Here is a 25,342-nt window from a genome sequence, read left to right as displayed (position 1 = left end):
AGGTTAGGTAAAGGTTTTCAGGTATCTGAAAGACCTATTTTGTTAAAACAATCTTTTGTCCTTCAAAGATCAGGTTGGGGTTTTTAATTCTATCTTTGTTGGCCTCATAAATATTCATATATTTGCTGGCGTCTCCATAGTGCTTCGCAGCAATCTTGCCAAGTGTGTCTCCGGCTTGGACAGTGTAAATTGTTCCGCTTTCGCTCTTAAGAGCAGGCAACAGTCCATCACCAGGTAAAACGAGGCTCATGCCGACAGTGAGGTTATTGTTGTTTTTCTTAAGAAGGTCCTTATTGGCATTATAGATTTTGGTATGATACTCATAGCTTCCATAATGGTTTAAAGCAATAGTTCCCAAAGTATCCCCTGCTTGTACTGCATATGTAACATTTCCTTGAGATTCTGCTACAGGTGCCGGAGTGGGGGCAGGAGCAGGTACCGGAGCTGGAGCTGGGGTGGGTTCCGGAGTCGGAACAGGGGCTGGCTCTGGAGTTGGAGCGGGCGCAGGCTCCGGAGTCGGAGCGGGAGCAGGCTCTGGAGTCGGAGCGGGAGCAGGCTCTGGAGTCGGAGCAGGAGCAGGTTCCTCGGTCGGAGCAGGGGTGGTTTCCGGAGCCGGAGCTGCTGTGCCATCAGAGATCTTGTAAACGATTTTGGTAGTAGTATCATCAGCATTACCAAAACTAAGTACGTAGTAAGGTTCCATACCCCAGAAATACTCGGTAAGAATTGCAGTTGCTGTTTGGTTGGCTTCAATTTCGGTTACGGCTTCTTCCTGGCCATCTATGGTCCACATGAGACTGCCTGCATAGAAACCGTCAGGGTCATAGGCTCTGATGGTGGCTGACATTGTTTCTTTGGGTGTGAATTTTACTTCAGCGTCCGCTTCCACAAGAACAACTTCGTATTCCTCAGCTGGACTGGGTTCTAACTGAAGGGTTGCCGTTTCGGTGCCAATTTTACCGGTCAAAGAATAGGAATACTTGTCCGCGGAGACACCGAAAACTGCTGACGGGATGGCTGTGAACATAAATAGAGTGACTAACAGAGTTGAAGAAATTGCTTTAGTAATCTTCAAGATGCTTAACCTCCAATGTTTTTTTTGCATTGATGCCAAATATTTGTTCCAATACTCCTTTTTACAACAAATTTCCCCTCCTTACTTAGGTTATAATTAGCGTTTATGACTTTTAAACAGGAGTATTATTAAAATACCTTTTTTCACCAAAGCAATATAAAAATTATAATATACCGTTAATAGGAATATCAAGAATATTAATAAGAGATTTTCAATTTTAACATTGGCAACTTAATGTTTATAATCATTTTAATTAATAATTATGCAATAGCTGAAGACTATCTTTAAAAAGCTATATCTATGCATTATATCTCACAACAGAAATTTGAAATGATATGGTAGGTGTCCTGCCTGTCGTGCGCGTTGGCACAGTTTTTTGACAGAGTGTTGTGCAAAATTCAGGAAGCCAAAAGGAAACAAGGTAGTATGCAAAGAATTTATTAAAGCTATTGAGGTAGAAAAAATCAGCAGGTGAAAAAGAGGAGAAAATATGGGAATCATTAAAGCTGCATATGAGCATTTTGAGATTGTTCAAAAGATCGTCAACGAGACTATTGGAGCTGTATATCCAAACTATTATCCCCAGGGTGCCGTGGAGTTTTTTCTGCGCCACCATTCCCATGAAGCTATCCAAAAGGCTATTGCCGACAATGAGGTATTCCTGTTGGAAGCAGAAGGGGAGTTTGTCGGCACAGGAAGCATCAAGGGGAATGAAATAAACCGGCTTTTTGTGTTGCCAGCCTACCAGGGCAAAGGTTTTGGAACCTTCATGATGGACGAATTGGAGGGGATTGTTTTCGCTGCATATCCGGAAGCTGTACTGGATGCTTCACTTCCGGCCTATGAGATGTACAGTCACAGAGGGTATGTACCGGTTGAATATCATCGCATAAAAACAGATAATGGCCATTATCTGTGCTATCACGTTATGAAGAAAGGCTGTTGCGTGAAATTTGATTCCCCCTCAGACTGAGGTTTGGCAGTTGATACGTTTCGATGGACTTTGTTTGTAACCATTTACACTTCAAGGGTAGCATAGGGATTTGTAGTGTAAATGATTACAATAGAGCAGTGTGAAAATATTTTAGAGAATGTGAGGAATCAGTCCCATAGGGATAAGCTCATGTAAATTCTCATTGGCTCTTTTTATATTCTCAAGGCATATAAAGTCCGTGGTAAGCTGGAGGAAATCGGATCTATCTGTTGAAGTATATTATCTGAGATCTAAATGATTGAATCCATGTGCAGACTATTTGACAATTACGACGATATGACGCAGGAGGAAAGAACTATGAGAAAGCTGAAGCTTACTGTCATCCTTTACTTAATTTTATTTATGAGCATAGCGCCTCTGAATACCTATGCCCTGAGTTCTCCGTCAGTCCCCACCAATAGCCCCGGACTGAATGATGGCCCCACAGAAGCGGGAGAGCGAATCTCGGGAGCGGATCGCTACGAGACTGCAGCGGCAATAGCCAGAGCGGGTTGGGATACTGCGCACTATGCCGTCATAGCCAGTGGCGAGAGCTTTCCGGATGCTTTATGTGCGGCATCCCTTGCCAAGCAGCATAACGCCCCCATCCTGCTCACTTCGAAGAACGCCTTGGCAAAAGCGACGGAAGAAATACTCTTGGCCAAGGACGTTAAAAAGGTCATGGTTATCGGCGGTCCAGGGGTAATCAGTGAAAATATCATCAAGAGCATTGAGGACCTGGGCATTGATGCAGCAAGGATAGCCGGAATAAACCGCTATGAAACCTCACTGAAGGTAGCTCAGGCTATGGGTGACTTTAAAGAAGCAGTTATCGCTTCAGGCGAACATTTTCAAGATGTTTTATCCATTGCCTCCATAGCGGCTAAAAAAGGCATGCCGATTCTCTTCACACCCCAAGATAGCATTTCCTCAGACCTGAAAGAGTTGCTGGACCAAAAAGCTGAGGATACTTATGTTCTGGGGGGCGAAGAGGCGATTAGTGACGAGGTCTACAGGCAGCTTCCTTCTCCCCGGCGTTTCACAGGTTCCGATTGGTATGAGCTGAATGTAGCTATTGTCGAAGCCTTTGCCCCTGAGCTGGATATGAGCCGATGCTTTGTCGCCGCCGGATCGTCTTATCCTGATACTTTGGCAGGCTCCGTCCTGGCATCTTTATATGATGCACCTGTGCTTTTGGTCGGCAGTCCCCTGAAAGAAGTCACCAGCAGTTTCCTCCGGGAGAACAGCACCCACATCCAGAAGATTGTCGCCTTTGGCGGAACAGGTGCCCTGGCGGATAATCTGCTGGATGCAATTGCCTTGGAAGCAGGGGTGGCAGGTAATGCAATAGGTAATGAAATAGGCAGCGAAAACAGAGAGTTAGCCGTGTCCAATATTAAAGCCACAGCGGTGAGCGCCAAACAAGTCTATCTTGCCTGGGATAATAACAGCGAAGCCTCTTCATACACTGTCTACAGAGCTGCAGCCTCTGACGGGAGGTATATGGAGCTTGCCACAGCTTTTTCTCCCTATTATATAGATACCTCTCTTGAGCCGGGAGCAACCTATTATTATAAAGTAAAAGCACACACCAAATCCGAGTCCGGCCCCTATTCAAAGATCGTTAGCGGAACAACTCCGCCGGTCAGCGAAAATTTATCCCAGCCCCAAAATGTGGCGGTCTCAGTAGAGAATGACCATCAAGCCAACCTCAGCTGGGATGCAGTGGGCCATGCGGATTATTATGAGGTCTACAGGGCAGCCTCCGCCAATGGGGCATTTGCGCGCATTGCAACGGTTGAGCATCCCTACTACCTGGATGCTGATTTAACTTCTGGGGTTACTTATTATTATAGGATTCAGGCTGTGGGTGCCTCATCTGTAAGCCCTTACTCGGCAGTTGTTCAGGCCGGCCAGGGCACGGATCTGGAGAATCCCTCCGGCAATGGCTCTGCCACGGGTCCAGCCTCAGACACTAACGCGCTGAGTACGCCCACGAATTTCGAGGCCATTCCTTTACAGACCGGTGAAGTTTATCTGAGTTGGAATAGGGTCGACAAGGCTTCTTACTATACTATATACAAGTCCGCATCGAAAATAGGACCCTATAGTATTTTAGCCACAGTTGTCAATACCCACTTTTACGATGACAATCTGCTCTCCAAGACAGCTTATTATTACAAGATTCAGGCCTGCAATGATACTTCAAAAGGACTGCAATCAGAAGCTGTCTATGTGATTACAAAGTAATTGTCAAGAAAACTCAAAAGAGCTCAAGATTTTTTGACGACTTTGCCTCTCAAGTTACAGCAGATGAAATGAATTTTTTTACCTAAAGATTATAGCAGCTATAGACTATGCTTTTAAGCTCCACTGGTGACGGTGGGGTTTAAAAGGACAGAGCGGACAGAACGGTGTTGGTGATTGCCCATCATTTAAAAACCATCCGCAGTGCGGATCAGATTCTGGTTTTCAACCAAGGGGAGATTGTGGAAAGAGGCCGGCATGATGAATTGCTGGAAAAGGGCGGGTTATATAAAGCGCTTTGGGATGCCCAGGAGAGGGCCAAAACCTGGAAGGTCGGCGCTTAAGGCTTCAATGAGTACCTGAAGACAAAGAACTATTAGGCAGCAGAGATAGAAGGTGATTGTATTTAGCTAATTTGGAAGACTATGTTGACAAATTAGCTAAAATTATGAATAATAGTTTGTAGATAGCTAATCGGGAGGGATGGCGATGAGAGTTCCTTCGACGGAGGTCCAGAACAATTTTGGCAAGTATTTAAAGTTTGTGGAGGTCCATGAAGAAATCATTGTGACCAAGAACGGCAGGGATATTGCCAGAATCCTGCCCTGTGACGACCCCCATAAAAGCCTGGTTGCGGAAGAGGCCGCAGAGTATCAAACCCGTGGGGGAAGGGTGACTTATGAAGAGTTTTTGGAACTGGTAGAGTCTTCCGATCAGCGGTTTGAGCTGATCGACGGCGTCATCTACAATCTGGCGTCTCCTTCTTATGAACACCAATATGCTGTTAACGAAATTCATGGTGCATTCTATAACTGGTTTAAACACAAAAAATGTATCTCTCTCACTTCGCCCTTTGATGTGACCTTTTTTAAGGCAGAGGACAACATCTGTGTGGTTCAGCCGGATATCATCATTATCTGCGATCAGGATAATATGGACAAAAAGGGCAAGTATAAAGGAGTTCCCACCCTGGTGGTTGAAGTTCTTTCCATGTCCACCAGAAGCAAGGATCTTATTAAAAAGCTGGAGCTTTACCGGCAATGCGGCGTGAAGGAGTACTGGATGGTTGATCCGAAAAATAAGCTGATCAACGTCTATGTGCTGGAGCAGAAGGAAATAGCCGACATCAGGGCCTTTCAGAAAGGGGCCCACGAATATGCCGAATCGGTTTGTTTCAGCGGCTTGAAGGTCGAGCTGGCTGAAGTGTTTCTGTCGGTTGGCAGGTGATTTAGTGATGAAATCCAAAAGCCTAAGCCCGTACATTAGATATATTGAGTTAGAGCGAAGCAGGGTTCCGTCATTTGCTCAGTATCCCTTTAATTTGCCGGCGGTAAGGAATTTGGATACCTTAGCGCTGCATCCTAAAGTGACCTTTATTGTCGGTGAGAATGGTTCCGGAAAGTCAACCATTTTGGAAGCCATCGCGGTGGCTTATGGTTTCAATGCTGAGGGAGGAACCAAAAACTTCAATTTTTCCTCCCGAAGGACCCATTCCGATTTGAGCAAGTATGTGAAGGTTGTTAAAGGCACAAGAACCCCTCGGAACGGTTTTTTCCTGCGGGCAGAAAGCTTCTACAATTTCGCTTCGAATCTTGATGATCTGGATTCGGAAATGGCTTTCGGGCCGCCTTTAATCAATTCTTACGGGGGCCGTTCTTTACATGAGCAATCCCATGGCGAATCATTTTTCGCTGTATTTCTTAACCGGTTCAGCGGCGACGGCGTTTATATTCTGGATGAACCTGAGGCGGCGCTGTCCCCATCCCGGCAAATGTCCATGCTCAGCCGGATGCATGAATTAGTGGGGGAGGGGGCCCAGTTTATTATTGCCACCCACTCCCCGATCATCATGGCCTATCCGGACGCGCTGATCTACCAAATAGCGGATGACATTGAACAGGTCGGTTACCAGGAAACCGATCATTACCGGGTGACCCGTGCTTTTTTAAATCATCCGCAGAAAATGCTTAAACTCTTATTGGAATGATGACTTTTGCCAAGGTAAAGAAGAATTTTACTCCGGACACGGTGTTTTCCGCTCCATAGGCACTGCCATGGCGGTCCAGGATCTCCCTGACGATGGAAAGTCCGAGTCCTGTACCGCCCAGCTCTTTATTCCGGGATTTCTCAATCCGGTAAAACTTGCTCCAGATATGGGGCAGCTCGGCTTCCGGGATGGGCTCACCGGGGTTCTCCACTTCGATAGCTACGGTATCGCCTTGATCGTGGGCCGAAATCTTGATGATCCCGCCCTCCGGACTGTACTTGATCCCATTGTCGATAAGATTGGTTAAAACCTGTTCGATTCGGAACATATCGGCTCTGACTTCCAGATCATGGGCAGGAATGCTCAGGTCCAGGTTTTTTCCTTTCCGCCGGAGATCCCCGGCATACCTTTCGCTGATACTGTTTAATAAGCCGGTCAGGGAAAAATCCTCAACCTTAAGTTTAAAGCTGCCCGACTCCAACTGAGAGAGATCCAGCATGTCCTCCACCAGGGAGGCCATTTTTTTGCTTTCATCCATGATGATATGGGCATAGTATTCCCTTTTGGCACCATGGGTGATATTGTCCTTAATCCCTTCGGCATAGCTGCTGATCAGAGAAATCGGGGTTTTTAATTCGTGAGATACCCCGGCGATAAATTCATTTTTCATCAGGTCCAGCTTTTTCTCCCGTTCGATATCTTCTTTTAGTTTCTCATTGGCTGCTTTTAATTCCGATATGGAAGAATCCAGCTTGTCTGAGAGGAAATTTAAGGTGGTGGATAGACTGCCTAATTCGTCCTGGGAGTTAAGGGGGCACTTGGCGGAGAAATCCATTTCGGCCAGTTTAATGGCTGTTTTATTCAGGGTGACCAGGGGTTTGGCGATAATCTTGGAGTAGATGAAGGAGAGGGCGAAAATCAAGACTAAAGCAATCAGATAGAAGTAAACATAAAATTGCCGGATAACCGCCGCCGCCTCCCCGATGGGCTGCAGTGAAACGGCAGCGGTCAAAACACCGGTCACTTTGCCGCCGCTGACGATAGGGGCAATCCCCACCAGGCTGTTCTGACCGTCAATTTTGACACCGGAATGATAGATGAGATGTTTGCCTTCATCCAGAACCATAGCCACCGCCAAGGGGTCCGAGGTCCACTGCCGCATCCCGTTGATCAACATTTTCATTTTGCTGTCCATATTGTAGGTAATGATATCATCGGTGATTTCCGACATGGGACCGGAACCGGAGGCAGGCCTTTTGGCAATTTTGAGAAGCAATTGCCGTTTATCCTCAAAAATACGCAGGGTAGAACCGGATAGATTGATGATGGCAGTGCTGGCGTTGTTTTTATCCTGGAATTCGCTTAGCAGCGCCGAGGAATCGGTGCTGTTTTCGCCCAGCTGGCTGTAGGCGCTGCTGAATTGCTGGAAATTGGCTTCAAAATCTTTGGTTTTTTTGCTCAGGTAAAAATTCTCGATAAAAACGGTCTGCAGCAGCATGGTCAGGCTGGTAAAGAATATAAAGAACAGGGAGGTAATGATAAACAGCTTAAAGGTAATGCTTTTCTTATGCTGTTTCATTGACCGGCCTCCAGTTTATAGCCGCTGCCCCTGACGGTGGTGATGAGCCGGCCTTCGCTTTTTAATTTTTGCCGGAGCCTTTTGATATGGGAGTCCACATTGCGCAAATCGCCGTAATACTCATATCCCCAAACCAGGTTCATCATCATTTCCCGGGTAAGCACCCTTTGCTTATTCCTGACCAAACAAACCAGCAGCTCAAATTCTTTGGGAGTCAGTTCGATGGGTTCTCCGGCCAGAGTAACGGTATGGGACAGTTGGTTTATGGCCAGGCGGCCAATTTCATAGATCTCCGGTGTTTCCTGAGCGCCGGCATCCGCCCTTTTTAAAAGGGCGTTTATTTTTGCCACCAGGACTTTGAGGCTGAACGGCTTGGTAATGTAGTCGTCGGCTCCGTACTCATAGCCCAAAAGCTTGTCGTTTTCCGCCGATTTGGCCGTAAGCATAATAATGAGCACCCGGGAATCCTGCTTGCGGATCGTCCGGCAGACGGACAGTCCATCCAGCTTGGGCATCATGATATCGAGAAGAATCAGGTCAACCCGCTTGCTTTTAAAAAGCTCCAGGGCCGCAACCCCGTTGGCGGCGGCCAGAGTCTGATAGCCTTCATCCTCAAGGTAATCGGCAATAATAGTCTGCATCCGGGGCTCGTCTTCCACAATCAATATTGTCTTTTTCATCAATAGCCACCTTAAGAGTTTAGTATGGGACATTCGCGATATTCTTCATTAAAACAATCACGATTCCCCCCCGTAGATAGTTTACCATATGCCTGACTGCCGGAAATACAAAATAAGGCTTTGTCATCAAACTACCATCAAAATGCCATCAAACCGCCATATTGGCTCCACGGTACCGCCCAAATCGTCCCTTAAGATAAAGTGGACGGCGAAGAGGCAGGTGAAACAAAATGAAATGGCCAAAATTTTTCAGCAAGCGGAAAATAAACCTTTTGCCCTGGCTCTTTCTGGGGCCCAGCCTGATCGGGTTTGCGCTTTTTTATCTGCTGCCCTTTATGAACGGTTTTTTCTATTCCCTGGTGGACAGCCCCTTGCACGGAAACTTCGTTGGGCTGCGCAATTACTCGGACTTGTTAAGGAACCCGAGCTTTCTGACAGCCTTGGCCAATACGGGCAAATTTACCCTGGTCTGTGTTCCGCTGAATATGCTTTTCTCTCTGGGAGTGGCCTTGCTCTTGAACAAGAAGATCCAGGGCAGCAATTTTTTTCGCACACTCTTCATCACCCCGCTGGTCATTCCCGTAGCCTCGGTGGTTTTGGTCTGGCAGTCCTTTTTTGATATCAATGGTGTCCTGAACTCCTTCATTCATGCCCTGAACCTTCAGCCTGTGGATTGGCTGAAGAGTGAATGGGCCAGAGCTGCCATTCTGGTGGTCTATCTTTGGAAAAATACCGGCTACAGCATGGTTTTGTTCCTGGCCGGTTTGCAGAGCATACCTGTCGAATATTACGAAGCGGCCAGGATCGACGGAGCGGGACGCCTGCAGGAATTTTTCCGGATAACCCTGATTTATCTGACTCCCACGGCTTTTTTTGTATTTGTCATCTCCACCATCAATTCCTTCAAGGTTTTCCGGGAGACTTATCTTATGGCCGGGGAATATCCCCATAGCAGCATCTATATGCTGCAGCACTACATGAACAATATGTTTACGGCCCTGGACTACCAGAAGCTGACCAGCGCGGCCTTTATCATGGCTGCCTTTATTGTGGCCGCGGTGCTGCTCTTGTTCATTGTGGAGAGGAAAATCAGCAGGCTGATCAATTAAAAAACTCAGGAAAGGAGGGAAAGGATGTTATCACCGGCAAAGCTCTTCAATTCAGGAAAGCATTCTCTCCATAAATCAGTCTACTTTATGATTCTGCTGACTCTGGCCGTCTTTTTTCTGTTCCCTTTAGGGGTGACCCTTACCAATTCCTTGATGAGTGAGCAGGAAATCACTACGAATTATGGCCCGGTCACGGATAAGAGTCTGAACAGTTATCAGGACAGTGGGGCAGACCCTTTTGCCCGGTTTGAGCTTATCCCCGATATAGTGACCCTCAAGCAGTACTACAGCGTGCTGCTGAAAAAGACCCAGTTCCTCTTTATGTTCTGGAATTCGGTGCTGCTTACCTTTCCCATCGTCATCGGGCAAACCCTTGTGGCCACCCTGGCCGCTTATGCCTTTGCCAAAATGAAGTTCAGGGGGAGGAATGTGCTGTTCTTTTTGTATATCGTCGTGATGCTTATGCCCTTTCAGGTAACCCTGGTGCCCAATTATATCATCGCCGGCCAGCTGGGCCTGCTGAATAACCCTTTATCCATTATCTTTCCCGGTATTTTCAGCACTTTTGGCGTATTTCTTCTGAAGCAGTATATGGAGCAGATACCGGATTCCTATCTGGAAGCGGCCAAAGTGGACGGGGCCAACCCCTTCCAGATCTTTCTGAAAATCATTGTGCCCATGTCCAGGGCGGGGATAGCCGCCATGGCCATTCTGGTCTTTATCGATAACTGGAATATGGTGGAACAGCCTCTGATCTTCCTGCAGGATGCGACCCGGCAGCCCCTTTCCCTCTATCTGGCCAAGATCGTCGACGGGGAAAAGGGGCTGGCCTTTGCGGCCTCAACCCTTTATATGCTGCCCATGCTTTTGAATTTCCTTTATGCCGAGCGATACCTGCTGGAAGGAATCCGGCTTTCCGGGATTAAGGGCTGACCCGGCCAGGCAGCTTACTGCGGCTTACCAGGGAAGAAAGACAGAAGGGAGACGGAAAATGCCCAAGGAAGAACCGGCGGATTTTATCCCGCCTCATGAGGGTCGAAAAAAGCAGACCATCGGCCGCCTGAGTCTGATGTTTTTCATGATGATGATGGTTTTGACCTTTTTCTCCAATACGCTGCTTCACTTTACCCTGCCCAAAGTGGAAGCGGAACGGCCGACCAACGGGGTCCTGATCAAGGAAATATTCGGAGAAGGGACGGTGGAGGTCAAGCAGATGTGGGAGGAATATGCAAAGGCCAATCTGCCTGTTAAGGAGGTCCTGGTGGAACGGGGAGACAGAGTGAGCAAAGGCCAGACCATCCTCAGCCTCGACATCCGCAGCCTTCAGGATAGTTATCTGGACGAACAAACCCGCCTCCAGCTTTTGGAGCTCTCTCTGGCAGGGGCCGAAGATACTCTGGAACAAAAACAAAGGGATTATGAAAACATGAAAGCTCTCGTTGAAAATGGGGCGGAAGCAGAGATCAATCTGCGCAATGCTGAAAAAGCTCTGGCTGAGGCTGCAAGAAACTGTGACACTACCCGGCTTAATCTGACCATGCAGGAGCGAAAAGTGCAGAGCCTGGCTGAACAGGTGGCCAACGGTGGGATATATACGGCTCCCGCCGACGGCATCATTACCGAGCTGAATTTCGCCGCGGGTTCATCGGCCAACAGCACACAGCCCCTTTTCCGTTTAGCCGATACCGGCCAGGGATTCCGTCTGGTTGTTCCCATAGCCGGGGAGCTGGCCGAATATGCCCAGCCTGGGGATACGGTCAGTGTCAATATTTACTCCCTGGATCAAAGGATCGAGGGCAAAATCGAAAGAATCACGGACAACAGCCAGCATCCGGGAGAACAAAAGGATGTATGGATTGACCTGGCCGGGGAGGGCCTAGCCGGGGAAGGTCTGGCCGGGGGCGAAAAGGGAGAAATATATCTCAGCAAAAAAACCAAGCCCTACCCGGTCCTGGTGCCTAACAGCGCCATCTATACGGACAGCGACGGCTCTTTTGTCTATGTCTTGAAATCCCGCAAGGGTCCCCTGGGTATGGAAAACTATGTGCAAAGACTGGATGTCAATGTGGAAGACAGCGACAATGAAAAATCGGCCCTTACCAATATGATTGGGGACGAAGTCATCATCCAGAGCAATAAACCCCTGGCGGATGGCGATAAAGTGTTGAAGGAGGCAGCCAATTGAAACCGGGCAATACACAGCCGAGCCAGCCCCAATCCGCTAAAGCTGCCTGTCTGATGCTGGCTCTGGGAATTTTACTGCTGACCGTAAGTTCTGTTCTGGGAGAGTCCCTTTCCGCCCAGATGACCGGAATTTACGGCCTGCACCAAACCCATAAAATCACCGCTGTCCGGCAGGAAGATGCCGGCCCGGCGGGGAGCGGGCCCCTTACTTTGGCCAAGATGGGTCAGCTTGCTCAATACTATCTGGACGGCCATGATCTGGCTTACGGCACGAAGGTGTCCGCCACGGCCGTTTACGGGAATAACCAGAGCCCGGTTCAGGTACTGGGTGTCAATGACCGTTACCGGCAATTTCACACCATGAATCTTATGGCAGGCAGCTTCTTGACTCCCGGCCATGGAAATCAACAGGTGGCCGTCATCGATGAGCAGCTGGCCCGCAGTCTTTTCGGAAGCGGCAATGTGACGGGGCTGGAGATCGAGCTGTTTGGGCGTAAATTTACCATCATCGGGGTGGCCGGCGAGGATAATTCCCTGACCGGCAGTTTAGCGGCCCAGGAAACAGGTACGGTCTACATCCCCATAGCCAAGCTCCTGGAATTGCAGGAGGGTTCCGGCATAACCTTTCTGGAAGCGGAAACCAAAGACAGCGGCACCACCGGCTCTAATACCGCCTTTCTGGAAGGAGCTCTGACCGCAATCGGCCAGGACCCCGGGGCCTACCGGATTACCGATTACACGATGGAGATCCTGCTTCTGAAGCAAAAAAACCACCTGCGCAATTTCCTGGCAGGAGTGGTGGTGCTGGGCCTGCTTTTCAACCTGTTCAAGAAGAAGGCCCGGGAGGTTTACGATTTCCTCCGTTCCGAACTCAGGGAAAAATACTGGGGGGAGATCTTCAGGCAGGACGGGGGCAGGCTTTTTTCCGGCCTGGTCAAAGCAGTGCTTCCTTTGGGAGGCATGCTGGCCCTTGGGTTTTTGATCCGCTTTCCTCTCTATATAGCGCCGGAAAACATACCCCAGGAGCTGATCGATCTTTCTTTCTGGGCCGACCTGCTGGAGAACCGGCTGAAAGCTTCCTTCCAGGGCGGCGGGTTTGGGGCTTTTCCCGGGGAAGACCTCCTGTATATTCTCCAGGGGATTCAGAACTGGAATCTGCTCTTAAGCCTGATTCTAGGATGGCCCCTCCTGGGCCGGGGGCTTCACCGGTTAAATATCCCGTTAAATATCCCGGAGAAAGGTGCCTGGAAGATGGAACTGTTTTTCTGTGCCTGCCTGATCATGGCCTTGCTCCTGGGCATGGGGATTCTTCTGGCGGTAGGAATGCCATTGGCCAGCGACGGCAAAGGAATCTTTCTGGTATTTGCCGCCGTATTTCTAGCCGCAGGGTTCAAAGGCAGGACTATAAAAAACTAAGGAGCTGAACAAAGAATGGCAGGACTGCTGCTCAAAAACATATCGAAAACCTATCCCGGCCAGGTCACCGCCGTCAGGAATCTTTCCCTGGAGATTCAGGACAAAGAATTCCTGGTTTTGGTAGGCCCTTCCGGCTGCGGCAAAACAACAACTCTGAGAATGATCGCCGGCCTTGAGGATATTTCCGCCGGGGAACTCTATATCGGGGACAGACTGGTCAATGATGTCCCTCCCAAAGACCGGGATATTGCCATGGTTTTTCAGAATTATGCTCTTTATCCCCACCTGTCGGTCTACGACAATATGGCTTTCGGGCTTAAATTAAGGAAAATGCCCAAAGGGGAGATCAGGCAAAACGTGTTGGAAGCCGCCCGCATCCTTGACCTGGAAGATCTGCTGGGACGCAAACCCAAGGAGCTTTCCGGCGGGCAGCGGCAGAGGGTTGCCCTGGGGCGGGCCATGGTGAGAAAGCCTCAGGTGTTTTTAATGGATGAACCCCTGTCCAATCTGGATGCCCAGTTAAGAACCCAGATGCGCATAGAGATCGCCAGGCTTCATAAAAAGCTGGCCACAACCTTTATCTATGTGACCCATGATCAAACGGAAGCTATGACCATGGGCACCCGGATTGTGGTGATGAAAGAAGGCCTTGTTCAGCAAGTGGACACACCCCAGCACATCTATAACCACCCGGCCAATCGGTTCGCCGCCGGTTTTATCGGCAATCCCAGAATGAATTTCCTTGAAGTTTCTTTTAAAGAACAAAAGAACGGCCTCTGTGCCGGTCTGGGGGATTTTCTCCTGCCGGTTCCCTCTGTCCGGGGGGCGGCACTTCGGGCAAAAGGCTGCCGGCAGGGCGGGAAGGCAATTCTGGGCATCAGAGCTGAACATCTTGCCTTGCGCCCCCTGGAGGGGAGATTTCCGGCCTGCCCGCCGGAGCTGCCTTGGGTGCGGGGAAGGCTGGCATTTACCGAGCTGCGGGGAGCGGAGAACTATCACTACGTCACGGTTCAGGGAAGGGAGCTTGTGGTCAGAGCCCAGCCGGAATACCGGGGGGAAGCAGGGCAGGAAGTGGAGATCGTTTTTAATCTGGCCCAAGCTCATTTCTTTGCTCCGGAAAGCGGGGTGAATATGGAAGCGGAGGGGCAGGAACACCGCGTATCCAGGGAACAAATGGATAGCCGGCTTATGTAAACAAATTATCGTCGGATTTTATATAAAGGGGTGGCTAAGATGAACAATACTATTTCGTGCCTACTGAGTAAAAAAAGAGTTTATCTCCTTTTGAGCCTGGGGCTGGTCCTGCTGCTGGGAGTATTTGCGGTTGGCTGCGGCAATTCACAAGTCAGCGGAGCTGCCGGGGGCAGCAATACCCTGACCATTTCTGTGGTGACCAAGGACATGTACCTGGATGCTGCCGTGAAGAAATTTGAGGAACTCCATCCGGGGGTGACGGTTAAGGTGGAGGAATACACCTCCAACCCGCTGCCGGCGTCCTCAGGAGGCAAAAACCAGGAAATGATCCTCCGGAAGGAAGATCCCGCCGATATCGAAAAATACCTGACGGCTATGAATGCCCAACTTATGACCGGGCAGGGCAGCGATATTCTGCTCTTAAACCATCTGCCCTATGAGACTTATGCCGATAAAAATCTGCTGGTCGATATAGGCCAATTGATGGAGTCGGACCCAGGCTTCGACCTGAGCAAGTACTACGGAAACATACTGGAGGCTTTGAAATATAAAGACAGCCTCTATGGGCTGCCCCTCAGCTTCAGTGTGGATATGATGGCCGCCGACAAAGCGTTGCTGGAAAATTCCCAGGTGGAGATTGATGACAGCACCTGGACCTGGGAGGATTTTGTGCAGGCAGCGGAAAAAGTCATTGAAGACAGAAACGGGGGAGAGGACGGGGAGATTTACGCCTTGGCCGGTATGAATGAAACAATGCTGATCACTTCTTTGGTCCGGGAGAATTTCAGCAAACTGGTGGATGGGGAAAAGAAGGAGGCTTATTTTGACAGTCAGGAATTTCTGGACCTCCTGAATTTATGCCGCTATCTGATTGACCATAACCTGCTGAACACGGAACCGAGTCAGAATAAAGCCATGGAGCTGGCGGCCAGGGGTAATCTTGTTTTTAGTATAACGTCTCTTAAAGGGCTGGTTAATCTGCAAACACTCAAAGCTACTTTTGGCGGGGAAGTTCAGCTGTTGAAGCCTCCCGGCCAGGAAGGCGATCTTTCCTTTTCCACTGATAGCTTGTACGGGATCAACAGCAACTCCGCTAACCGGGAACTGGCCTGGGAATTCCTCAAGTTTTTGGTATCCGATGAGATGATGAGTCAGTCAATGTTTTTGGGAATGCCAGTCAATAAAAGCGTTGTTCCCGAAATGATTAACCAAGCTAACGATACCGCCCAGAAGCGCGGAGCAAAGATCATGATGAAATCGGCAGGTGAGAGCCAGGCTCAGAATATAACCCTGGAGCCCCTGGCTCAGGAAGATATAGATTTCGTGGAAAGCCTGCTGACCAAGGCCAATGTCTATAACGGCACCAATCAAAAGATCCTCTCTATTGTCCAGGAGGAAACAACGGCTTTCTTCACCGGGCAGAAAAGTGCGGAAATGACCGCCAAGCTGATTCAGGACAGGGTCAATACGTATTTGCATGAGTGATAATCAGGAATAGGCCTCTTTATAAAACGCCGGCTGCCCAGCCGGCGTTTTTGGCTGTCCCTTTTTAGGCGGACATGGAGGAATTGAATCCATGGCTAAAGAATCTTAACTAAGTAGATGATAAACGATGAAGGGTTTGAGCAGATGTGAAGATGCATAGGGACTCCGTATCCCTGAATTCTTATGAGGAAATGGCGGAATACTATTTCAGCTATGTGGACCGGAAGCCCTTTAACGCCTATTATGAAAGGCCGGCCACTCTGTCCCTGCTGCCGGATGTAGCCGGAAAAAGGGTTTTGGATGCGGGCTGTGCCGCCGGGTGGTATACCCAGTGGCTGCTGGATAAGGGGGCGGCAGTAACTGCCGTGGATTTTAGTGCCGGGATGATCGAAATGACCCGCAAGCGGGTGGGGGAGCGGGCGGAAATTATCAGAGCCGATCTGAATGAGCCCCTTGATTTTATGGCGAAGGAGTCCTGTGATATCGTCCTTTCCTCCCTGGCTCTCCATTATTTGAAAGACTGGACCCTGGTGATGAGTGAATTCCACCGGATACTGGCCAAAGGCGGCCTGCTTATCTTCTCCGTCCATCATCCTTTTATGGATTTTACGGTGTTTCAAAGAGACAATTATTTTCTGACGGAATTGCTGGATGATGAATGGGAGACCCAGAAGGGTAAAGTAAAGGTACAGTTTTATCGCAGGCCCTTGAGCCAAATCCTTTCGGCGGTACTTGAAGCCGGATTCCTGCTCGAAAAAGTGTTGGAACCCATGCCCACCGAGGAGTTTAAGTCAGCACAGCCGGATGCCTACCGGAGATTGACCCATAAACCTCAGTTCTTATTTTTAAGGGCAAGAAAACCGTGAGTTTTGGCGCAGGGTTGTAGGACAGCACAGTGGAAAGGAAGGGTCATCACCATGGCTGAGAAAAGAATGGCTTATCTGGCAGCGATAGTCTATGCCTTTATTATCGGACTATCCTTTATGTTTGTTAAATTAACTTTAACAGTAGCGACACCCTTGGATACTTTAGCACATCGTTTTACCGTTGCCTTTTTGGCAGCAACACTTTTTATCCTCTTTACTAAACACAAGGTGAACATAGGTTGGCATGATGTTGCCCAAATTGCGCCTCTGGCCACCTTGTATCCTATTTCGTTTTTTGGCTTCCAAATCTTTGGTTTGGCCCGAACCACTTCTTCAGAAGCGGGAATCATCCAATCCACCGTGCCTATTTTCACTTTGCTGTTAGCAGTCTTCATTTTGAAGGAAAAGGCCGGCCGGGGACAGCTTATTTCGGTATTTTTATCAGTGTTTGGCGTTATTTATTTGCTTGCCATGAGTGGAGCAGAATCTCAAACAGCTAATATAGTAGGAAGTGTCCTTATTATTCTTTCCGCTTTTACGAACGCTTTGTATAATGTTTTGGCACGCAGGCTTACCCAACGCTATTCCTTATTGACCCTGACTTATATTATGACCTTATTTGGTTTTATCGCCTTTAATAGTTTGGCCATTGGCAGCCGTGTGCTTGCAGGAACAATGGGTGAGTTTTTTCAACCTTTGCTCCACTGGCAATTTGTAGTTGCTGTTTTGTATTTGGGAATATTATCCTCCCTGGTAACCTCCTTCCTGGCCAACTTTGTTTTATCCAAGATAGAAGCTGCCAAAATGAGTGTATTCAGCAATGTTGCCACCCTCATCACCATTCTCGCCGGCATTTTATTTTTACAGGAGGCTTTTCATTTCTATCATGTCATTGGCGGCATGATGATTATCACCGGTGTTGTGGGGACCAATTTGCTGGGGGCAAGAAGCAAGGCTAAGGCTAAGGATGTTGAAGAATGACGCTTTACTATAACTATTTAGGAAAATATAAAATCCCCTTTTTGATTGCGGTCCTCTGTGTGACTCTGGAAGCAGTCTGTGATTTGCTGGGACCTACCCTGATGGCCCGCATTATCAACCAGGGAATTGTAAAGGGCTCCCTGGCCGAGATCTATTACTGGGGGGCCTTGATGCTGGCGGTAACCCTGCTGGGGGCCTGTTTTGCTGTAACCAGAAGCAATCTGTCCAGCTATGTTTCCCAAGGGATGGGCGGGGATTTGCGGGCAGATTTATTTGGGAAAATCATCTCCTTTGCCGAGCAGAGCGGGGATAAAATCGACGGCGGGTCCCTGATCACCAGAATGACCAACGATACTTCCCAAATCATTCAGTTCATCAATGGGATGATGCGTATTTTCCTCAAGGCTCCCCTGACTGGTATCGGCAGTGTGATCCTGGCCAGCTGGCTGAATTTCCGGCTCAGCCTTATTATCTATGGGGTAGTGGCTGTGGTTTCCTTATTGATTTATGCCAGCATGAAGTTCAGCTATCCCCGCTTTTATCAATTGCAAAAGGCTGTGGACCGGGTCAACTTGAAGGTCCAGGAATATTTAATCGGGATCCGGCTGGTGAAAGCCTTCGGGACCTATGAGCAAGAGACGGAAAAATTTGCCGAAGCCAACCGGGAGCTCATGCAGAAGGGGATCTCCTCCCAGATGGTGATTACCGTGATCTCTCCCTTTTTGACGCTGGTGGTGGGGACTGGAACTGCCGCAGTGATCTTTTTGGGCAGCCGCTTGTTTATGATGGATTTGGCCGATCTTGGCGATATGATGGCCTTTACCATTTATATGGCCCAGATTTTGACCTCGTTGATTATGCTCACCACTGTTTTTACCACGTTCGTACGAACCAAGGCTTCAATGGAGCGGATCGGGGAAGTGCTGGACTGTGCCGAAGATTTTCCCCCCAGCGGGGCAGGGAGAAAGCTGCAGGGGAAGATCACCTTTGACAAGGTTACCTTTGCTTATCCTAACGGCAGCGGGGTCCCGGCCATCCGGGAACTTTCCTTCACCGTCAATCCCGGCGGGAGCCTGGCCATTATCGGTCCCACCGGCAGCGGCAAATCAACCATTGCCTGGCTGCTGCTGCGCTTTTATGATGCGGACAGGGGCAGGATCATGCTGGACGATTACCCGATCCAAGAACTGGGCGCTGACGAAATCCGCCATAATATCGCTATCGTTCCCCAGAAGCCCATGCTGTTTTCCGGAACGGTAGCGGAAAACCTCCGCTGGGGGGATAAGCAGGCCTCCCCGGAGGAGCTCAGGCAGGCGGCGGAAAAGGCCCAGGCCGACTTTATCGGGCAGATGGCGGAGGGGTACGACAGCCTCCTGGGCAGCGAAGGGGTCAATCTGTCCGGAGGGCAGAAGCAGCGTCTTTCCCTGGCCCGGGCGATCCTGAAAAAAGCCCCGGTCCTGATCCTGGACGATGCCACCAGTGCCCTGGATGCGGTGACCGAAGCTAAGGTAAGGGAAAACCTTAAGCATAATGACTACCGGCAAACGCTGGTGATGATCACCCAGCGCTGCGGAACAGCCATGTCGGCGGATCAGATCCTGGTCATGGAGAATGGCCGGCCAGCGGGCTTGGGGTCTCATGAGGAATTGATGAGGACCTGTGCTATTTATCAGGATATTTATCATACACAGCTGGAAAGCAGCAGGGAGGCTTAAGGTATGGCAGGAGGATTTCGCACTCAGCAGCCCAAAGCCCCCGCTCTTGTCAACCGGCCGGGAGCCGGGAACCGCTTTGTTCCGGCTGCCAAACCCAAGAATACCAAAGGGACCCTGGGGCGGATTGTCAAAATCTATTTGCGCTGGGCCAAGAGCATTTTCGCCGTTATTTTGCTCACAGCCGCTTCCTCTCTGGTAGCGGTGGCGATTCCCTATTATGTGGGGCAAACCTTCAATACTTTTCATATTGCCGACCGGAGTGTGGATACGGCCAGGCTGGTTTCCCTGCTGCTGATTATTTTGAGCCTGTATCTGGTTAATCTGCTCCTCAATCTGCTCAACGGGACCATGACGCTGCGGATCTCCCAGAAGCTGGTCTATACTCTGCGCCAGGAGTTTTTTGCCAAAATGCAGAGGCTTCCACTAGGGTTTTATGATACCCGCTCCCATGGGGATACCATGAGCCGGATCACCAATGATATGGATAATATCAGCTCCACCATCGCCCAGACCACCACCCAGCTCATCGCCAGCATCCTGACCCTTGCCGGTTCCCTGGCGGTCATGCTCAGTCTGAATGTGCCTCTGACCTTGGTGGTGCTGCTCTGTGTACCTTTGGTTTTCTTATTGACCAAAACCATCGCCACCCGCAGCCGGGCTTATTTTTTGGCTCAGCAGCGAAGCCTCGGGGCCCTGAACGGGGTCATCGAAGAAAATATTCTGGGTCTGAAAATGGTCAAAGCCTTCAACAGGCAGGAGGAGGTCCTCTGCCAATTCCAGGAAATCAACCAGGGCTTGCGTGCAAGCAGCTATAAGGCCCAGGTTTGGTCCGGCTGCATGATGCCCCTGATGAATGTAATCAATAATCTGGTCTTTGCAGCTGTGGCCATCTGCGGGGGAATCCTGACCTTAAGCCAGGGGCTGGCGGTAGGAACGGTGGTCAGCTTTTTAACCTATTCCAAGCAATTTGCCCACCCTCTTAACTCCGTAGCCGGTATGTTTAATACCATCCAGTCGGCTCTGGCCGGCGCAGAGCGGGTTTTTGAAATTCTGGATTATGAGGAAGAAAGGGCAGATGAGGAGAATGCCCTGGAAATGGAACATCCTGTCGGTGCCGTAACCTTTGACGAGGTCAGCTTCTCTTATGACAAGACCCAGCCGATTCTTAAAGAGGTGAGTTTTCAGGTCAATCCAGGGGAGGTCGTTGCCCTGGTGGGAGAAACTGGTGCCGGGAAAACAACCATCGTCAATCTTTTAACCCGCTTTTATGATGCGGACAGCGGGGGGATCAGGATTGACGGGGTGCCGGTTACCCGGATCAAACGGGCCAGCCTGCGCCGCTGCTTCTCGGTTGTGCTGCAGGATACCAGCCTTTTCAGCGGCACGATCATGGACAATATCCGTTATGGGAAAGAGGACGCCACCGAGGAAGAGGTGATCAGGGCGGCGCAAATCGCCCATGCCCACGGCTTTATCACTAAGCTTCCCCAGGGTTATGGGACCCGGGTCTCCGCCGCCAATGATACTCTGAGCCAGGGGCAAAAGCAGCTGATCTCCATCGCCCGGGCGCTGCTCTGCGACAGCCCAATTCTGATCCTGGATGAAGCCACCAGCAGCGTGGATACCAAGACGGAAAAGGATATCCAGAAAGCTCTGGTCAGCCTGATGCAGAACCGGACCAGCTTTCTGATTGCCCACCGTCTTTCCACGATCCGGGATGCGGACCGCATTATGGTGATCGGGGAGGGGCAGATCCTGGAATCCGGCAATCACCAGAGTCTGATGGAAAAGCAAGGCCGATATTATGAAATGGTCATGAGCCAGCTGGGCAGGGTAGAGCAGCATAGTGCAGGATAACAACGAACAGTGGGTCAAATGGCTAAATCCTTTTCATTAAAAGCATAGATCCCTAACTGCAGTAGAATAACAGAGCCGGCTGTCAGCCCGATGATCTTCCTGGCCGGATCGGAAGTTCCTTCAAGTACCTCCTGGGGCTGGTAACACTGAAAGAGAGACAGCCTGCGCAGCCAGGAATGCTGCTCACTGAGTCCTCCGGCCACATCCAGGGCGTAAAAGGTTAAGGTTGTTCCCGCCGCCAGAGTGAGAGCCAGATCTTCCTGGGCGGTCAGGGCGGAAAAAAACAGGCTGTAAGCGCCAATCAACGAATAAAAGGCCAGGCTGAGCAGCCCAAAACGACAATAGCGCCAGCTGTCGATCGTAATGCCAAAGCGGTAGGCTCCACCGCACAGTCCCAGCAGGGTGGCCAAAACCAGCAGGGCATTCCCGCTGAAAAGCACCAGAGCCTGAGTGAGCAGATAGTCACCCCGGGGAACCGGGGTGGAGAGGAGCAGGGCCAGAGAGCCGTCATCGGCCAATTTGGCCAGCAGCTCATTGGCTGTCTCCACATTGTATAAAGACATCAGCATGGCCCAAATCCGCGCCAGGAATTGGGCGGAGATAAAGGCTTCAAAGGTATCCACCCGTGCCTCTTCAGCGACTCCGAATACGGTTTTTACAGCTGAGGGTATGGAGTCGGTGAGCTGCGTCACGGCCGAATTCTCTGCAATCACAGGGTAGACCCAGGTTAAAAGGGTTTCATAGAGGACGATGCCGGCGGCGAGTTTGGCTACTTTTTTACGGTTTTGCTTCATCATGGCTCGAAATAAGGCCCGGTTCAAGTGTTATCCCCCCTTAAGCTTGAGTGGTAATAGTGCATAAACGCTTCTTCCAGCTCCAGGGAGCCTTGCTGAAAACGCCTGACCCGGATTTGGGCCAGGGTTTTCCATAGTAATTCCTGTTCACCGGTGACTTGGATCGTAAATTTATGATGATCCAAGGGATAAAGGGTAAGGCCGCTTTGCCGGAGCAATTCGGCATCCTCTTCTCCGCTTACCTCAATGTCAAAGGTTTGGCGCTCTTTCTGTTTGAGCAGGGTTATATCCTGGATGGCCAGCAGCTCGCCATCCCGAATCATTCCCACCCGCTCACAGGTTCTTTCGATCTCTGCAAAATGATGGGAAGACATGAAAATGGTTTTTTCGCGTTTCTTTTCCTCAAGAATCAATTCGATAAAGGTTTTCTGCATAAGAGGATCAAGCCCGGAGCTGGGTTCATCCAAGATAAGAACGGGAGCGTCCAGCATCAATGCGGCAATGATGCCCAACTTCTGCTTCATGCCCTTGGACATTTTGCGAATCCTCTGACTGGGATCGAGGTCGAGAGCCCGGAGCAGGTCTCTTTGCTTCTTTCTGATCGTTGGCGGTGCTCCATGCATACCTTCGATAAGATTCAGGAATTCCTGGCCGGTGAACTGTTCCATAAAATGCAGTTCTCCGGGCAGATAAGCGGTGATTTCCTTTAACTCCGCCCGATCCCGCCAGCAGTCCAGCCCCCAAATGTTGGCACTGCCCAGGTCGGGTTTCATAAACCCCATCAGCAGGCGGATGGTGGTGGTTTTGCCGGCTCCGTTCGGTCCTAATAAGCCCAAAGCTGTCCCTGACTCGACCTGAAAGGAAAGGTTCTTTACCCCTCTTACTTCATGATAGGATTTCGTGAGTTCACTGACTTCAAGCAAGGCTGGCCACCTCTTTAAAAACCTTTTTCTTCCATAAGCTATGCTCTTTACAGTTAATTCGTGATGGGTCATGTTCAGCCGGTTGTTCTGTCTGAGGCAGAAAAGAGAACGCTTGCCAAGCTCACTACTCTATGTTATTATATAGCGGTAGTCAACATTATAGATTACCCATGTTGTTGAAGACCAGGGAGGTAGTATTCTGGATAACCTAAGCGAGATGCTCAAAGGCGTTTTGGATGGGATCGTGCTGGAGATTATCAGCCGCGGTGAAATATACGGGTATGAGATTGCCAGACAACTGCATGCCATGGGTTTTAAAGACCTTGCGGAGGCAACCGTGTATGCGCTGCTTTTACGGCTGGAGAAAAACAAGCTGGTTCACATCACCAGGAAGCCCTCGGAAATGGGTCCCCCCCGAAAGTTTTATACGCTCAACGAGCGGGGGGTTGAAGAGCTGGCAGCCTATTGGGCAAGATGGGATTTCTTAAGTGAGCGTATTCATATTTTAAGAAATAATGGAGGCAAGAGTAATGAGCTTCAGTAAAGAGATCAGGGAAAAAATCCGCCGGTTTGCCGAAGAGCAATCCCAGCACTACCTGGAAGAAGCGGAGATGACTTATCTGGAGAAGCTGCGCCGCAAAACCGGTGAAACGAAAAGCAAGGTCACAGCCAAGCTGGCCAAGCTGAAGAACCGCTCGGCGACTGCTCTGGAGGCGCAAAACGATATGATTCTTTATATGAGCGATTACATGAATGATTTGATTGCCGAGGGATACTCCGAGCAGGACGCTTTTAAACAGGCCAAGGAGGAGCTCAGATTCCGCAGTGAAACAGCTAAGTCCAGCGATTTGCAGGAGCGGTTTGCCGAATACTATGCCAATATGAATCCTGCCGATTATGAAGCCGTGGGTTTGTTTTATGCAGGCTTCCTGTTCTTTGGCATTGCCATCGGCGCTCTGACCGGGTTTATCGGCAGCGGCGGCCGGGAAATGTTCATGGCCGGCGGTTGGATTGATACCCTGATTGGAGCTGCCGTAGGCATAACCGTCGGCATCGGCTTGGGACTGATCAGCCATGCCATCATCGCTTTAAAGAAAAAGCTTCCGTCATAAGGAAATCTTAAGGAATCCATAAGCTGGAATTCCTATATGGCTCCTTGTTCTGTGCTTGAATAATATCAGCACAAAATAAGGAGTTGTTTTTATGGCCCAAAGACCAAGGAGAAAAAAGCGAAAATCAAAATCCCCCATTCTGTTGTTACTTCTGCTCCTGGTTGTTATAGCCGTCTTGGGATATAAGTACCTCCCTGAACCTCAGCAGTTAGCGGAGAAAATCTCCGGGGACAGAACAGGGGCAGTTTCCCAGCTGAAGCCGGAGACTCAATCCGCTGTTTCGGTATCTGTCGGCCGGCTGAACAGTTCTCAGGCTATTCTGGTCCGTTTAAAGGATCAAAAGATTCTCATGGCAAAGAACAGTGAAGAAAAAATCTATCCGGCTTCTATGACCAAAATCATGACAGCCATTCTGGCTATAGAAAATCTGCCTGATCTGCGGGAGAAAATTCAGCTTCCCCCAACAATCTTTCAGGGGTTGTACCAAGCCAATGCCAGCATGACAGGCTTTCAGCCGGAGGAGCAGGTCAGCGCCATGGATCTGTTATACGGTGTTATGCTGCCCAGCGGTGCGGAAAGCTGTGTCGGGCTTGCGGAGAGAATTGCCGGCTCAGAGGGGAAATTCGCTCTCCTGATGAATCAAAAGGCGGCAGAGCTGGGCATGAATCATACTCATTTTGAAAATGCCACCGGACTTCATGCTGAAAACCATTATACAACCGTCAAGGATCTGGCGGTTCTGCTCAGTTATGCCCTGCAAAATGATCTGTTCCGGGAAGTTTTCACTGCATCCCGTTATTCCACCCCGCCTACCAATAAGCATCCCGGCGGCATAACCTTTTACAGCACTATGTTCTCAGCCTTGAGCAGCCCAAAGATCGCCGGAGGGGAAATTTTAGGGGGAAAGACCGGATATACCGATGAGGCGGGTTTATGCCTCGCCAGTCTCGCCCAAGTAGGCAAGGAGCAATACATTCTGATCACAGCCGGGGCCAAAGGGAATCATGATTCCGAGCAGTACAATATTAGCGATGCCCTGGCCGTGTACAACAGCCTGGGCAAGGAATAGAATTCGGCCCTTTTTCAGGTAGGAGGCTCCCGATCCGGCTTTCTGGGAAAATTAAAAGATGCCGGATCGGAAGACAGTCTTAAAAAGGCCGGTTAT

At 49.7% G+C, this 25,342-nt stretch carries 23 protein-coding genes; 18 read left to right on the top strand and 5 right to left on the bottom strand.

Going from position 1 to position 25,342, the window contains the following annotated elements; translation table 11 throughout:
• Positions 1-34: 34 nt before the first annotated feature.
• Positions 35-1,105 carry a LysM peptidoglycan-binding domain-containing protein gene (locus tag DESLBE_RS06085; protein ID WP_144678623.1) on the bottom strand — a complete coding sequence of 357 codons (1,071 nt, stop codon included), beginning with the start codon at positions 1,103-1,105 and terminating at the stop codon, positions 35-37.
• 460 nt (positions 1,106-1,565) lie between these two features.
• Here DESLBE_RS06085 and DESLBE_RS06080 point away from each other — a divergent pair, with 460 nt between their 5' ends.
• From DESLBE_RS06080 to DESLBE_RS06060, 5 genes are all read left to right on the top strand, one after another.
• Positions 1,566-2,048 (top strand): GNAT family N-acetyltransferase, encoded by a 483-nt coding sequence (locus DESLBE_RS06080; RefSeq protein ID WP_144675717.1) that lies wholly within the window; start codon positions 1,566-1,568, stop codon positions 2,046-2,048.
• 318 nt (positions 2,049-2,366) lie between these two features.
• The gene (locus tag DESLBE_RS06075; protein ID WP_144675715.1) at positions 2,367-4,298 is read left to right on the top strand and encodes a cell wall-binding repeat-containing protein; all 1,932 of its coding nucleotides are present in this window, start codon (positions 2,367-2,369) and stop codon (positions 4,296-4,298) included.
• 164 nt (positions 4,299-4,462) lie between these two features.
• A complete protein-coding gene (locus DESLBE_RS06070) occupies positions 4,463-4,639 on the top strand; it encodes a hypothetical protein (RefSeq protein WP_243131242.1) in 177 nt (58 codons plus the stop codon).
• A 145-nt stretch (positions 4,640-4,784) separates the two neighbouring features.
• Entirely contained in the window at positions 4,785-5,522 is a 738-nt protein-coding gene (locus DESLBE_RS06065) for a type II toxin-antitoxin system Phd/YefM family antitoxin (protein WP_058491596.1), read from the top strand.
• A gap of 7 nt (positions 5,523-5,529) precedes the next feature.
• A complete protein-coding gene (locus tag DESLBE_RS06060; RefSeq protein WP_144675713.1) occupies positions 5,530-6,282 on the top strand; it encodes an AAA family ATPase in 753 nt (250 codons plus the stop codon).
• Here the strand turns inward: DESLBE_RS06060 and DESLBE_RS06055 are convergent.
• Positions 6,263-7,861, bottom strand: a complete 1,599-nt coding sequence (locus tag DESLBE_RS06055) for a HAMP domain-containing sensor histidine kinase (RefSeq protein ID WP_144675711.1) — start codon at positions 7,859-7,861, stop codon at positions 6,263-6,265. The two genes, DESLBE_RS06060 and DESLBE_RS06055, sit on opposite strands and share 20 nt — an antisense overlap.
• The gene (locus DESLBE_RS06050; RefSeq protein ID WP_018213228.1) at positions 7,858-8,541 is read right to left on the bottom strand and encodes a response regulator transcription factor; all 684 of its coding nucleotides are present in this window, start codon (positions 8,539-8,541) and stop codon (positions 7,858-7,860) included. Before DESLBE_RS06050 ends, DESLBE_RS06055 begins: the two co-directional genes overlap by 4 nt.
• A 230-nt stretch (positions 8,542-8,771) precedes the next feature.
• On the opposite strand from DESLBE_RS06050, the gene DESLBE_RS06045 reads away from it, so the two are divergent.
• From DESLBE_RS06045 to DESLBE_RS06000, 10 genes are all read left to right on the top strand, one after another.
• Entirely contained in the window at positions 8,772-9,650 is an 879-nt protein-coding gene (locus tag DESLBE_RS06045) for a sugar ABC transporter permease (protein WP_144675709.1), read from the top strand.
• A gap of 24 nt (positions 9,651-9,674) precedes the next feature.
• Entirely contained in the window at positions 9,675-10,583 is a 909-nt protein-coding gene (locus DESLBE_RS06040; protein ID WP_172625387.1) for a carbohydrate ABC transporter permease, read from the top strand.
• A gap of 58 nt (positions 10,584-10,641) precedes the next feature.
• A complete protein-coding gene (locus DESLBE_RS06035; protein ID WP_144675707.1) occupies positions 10,642-11,835 on the top strand; it encodes an efflux RND transporter periplasmic adaptor subunit in 1,194 nt (397 codons plus the stop codon).
• Positions 11,832-13,250 (top strand): ABC transporter permease, encoded by a 1,419-nt coding sequence (locus tag DESLBE_RS06030; RefSeq protein WP_144675705.1) that lies wholly within the window; start codon positions 11,832-11,834, stop codon positions 13,248-13,250. Before DESLBE_RS06035 ends, DESLBE_RS06030 begins: the two co-directional genes overlap by 4 nt.
• Before the next feature lie 15 nt (positions 13,251-13,265).
• Positions 13,266-14,444, top strand: a complete 1,179-nt coding sequence (ugpC, locus tag DESLBE_RS06025; RefSeq protein ID WP_144675703.1) for a sn-glycerol-3-phosphate ABC transporter ATP-binding protein UgpC — start codon at positions 13,266-13,268, stop codon at positions 14,442-14,444.
• A gap of 39 nt (positions 14,445-14,483) precedes the next feature.
• Positions 14,484-15,929, top strand: a complete 1,446-nt coding sequence (locus DESLBE_RS06020; protein ID WP_144675701.1) for an extracellular solute-binding protein — start codon at positions 14,484-14,486, stop codon at positions 15,927-15,929.
• A 152-nt stretch (positions 15,930-16,081) separates the two neighbouring features.
• Positions 16,082-16,795 carry a class I SAM-dependent methyltransferase gene (locus DESLBE_RS06015; protein ID WP_144678621.1) on the top strand — a complete coding sequence of 238 codons (714 nt, stop codon included), beginning with the start codon at positions 16,082-16,084 and terminating at the stop codon, positions 16,793-16,795.
• Between the two features lie 51 nt (positions 16,796-16,846).
• Positions 16,847-17,776, top strand: coding sequence for a DMT family transporter (locus DESLBE_RS06010; protein WP_172625386.1), 930 nt, complete (start codon positions 16,847-16,849; stop codon positions 17,774-17,776).
• Entirely contained in the window at positions 17,773-19,491 is a 1,719-nt protein-coding gene (locus DESLBE_RS06005; protein WP_144675697.1) for an ABC transporter ATP-binding protein, read from the top strand. Before DESLBE_RS06010 ends, DESLBE_RS06005 begins: the two co-directional genes overlap by 4 nt.
• Before the next feature lie 3 nt (positions 19,492-19,494).
• Positions 19,495-21,348 (top strand): ABC transporter ATP-binding protein, encoded by a 1,854-nt coding sequence (locus tag DESLBE_RS06000; RefSeq protein WP_144675695.1) that lies wholly within the window; start codon positions 19,495-19,497, stop codon positions 21,346-21,348.
• A gap of 14 nt (positions 21,349-21,362) precedes the next feature.
• On the opposite strand, the gene DESLBE_RS05995 is transcribed toward DESLBE_RS06000, so the two are convergent.
• Together DESLBE_RS05995 and DESLBE_RS05990 are read right to left on the bottom strand one after the other, a co-directional pair.
• The gene (locus tag DESLBE_RS05995; protein ID WP_018213218.1) at positions 21,363-22,169 is read right to left on the bottom strand and encodes an ABC transporter permease subunit; all 807 of its coding nucleotides are present in this window, start codon (positions 22,167-22,169) and stop codon (positions 21,363-21,365) included.
• On the bottom strand, positions 22,166-23,065 hold the full coding sequence (locus DESLBE_RS05990) for an ABC transporter ATP-binding protein (RefSeq protein ID WP_144675693.1): 900 nt from the start codon (positions 23,063-23,065) through the stop codon (positions 22,166-22,168). Before DESLBE_RS05990 ends, DESLBE_RS05995 begins: the two co-directional genes overlap by 4 nt.
• 217 nt (positions 23,066-23,282) lie before the next feature.
• Here DESLBE_RS05990 and DESLBE_RS05985 point away from each other — a divergent pair, with 217 nt between their 5' ends.
• The 3 genes from DESLBE_RS05985 (at position 23,283) to DESLBE_RS05975 (ending at position 25,246) form a co-directional block, all read left to right on the top strand.
• Positions 23,283-23,609: a PadR family transcriptional regulator gene (locus DESLBE_RS05985; RefSeq protein ID WP_015943901.1), complete on the top strand. Its 327-nt coding sequence runs from the start codon at positions 23,283-23,285 to the stop codon at positions 23,607-23,609.
• Entirely contained in the window at positions 23,596-24,177 is a 582-nt protein-coding gene (locus DESLBE_RS05980) for a DUF456 domain-containing protein (protein ID WP_026184043.1), read from the top strand. The genes DESLBE_RS05985 and DESLBE_RS05980 overlap by 14 nt, the downstream gene beginning before the upstream one ends.
• Before the next feature lie 91 nt (positions 24,178-24,268).
• Positions 24,269-25,246 (top strand): D-alanyl-D-alanine carboxypeptidase, encoded by a 978-nt coding sequence (locus DESLBE_RS05975; RefSeq protein WP_144675691.1) that lies wholly within the window; start codon positions 24,269-24,271, stop codon positions 25,244-25,246.
• Positions 25,247-25,342 lie beyond the last annotated feature (96 nt).

It is taken from the genome of Desulfitobacterium sp. LBE (assembly GCF_007830365.1).
In the GTDB taxonomy this organism is placed as follows: domain Bacteria; phylum Bacillota; class Desulfitobacteriia; order Desulfitobacteriales; family Desulfitobacteriaceae; genus Desulfitobacterium; species Desulfitobacterium hafniense.
This window is presented reverse-complemented; position numbering and strand designations above follow the sequence as displayed.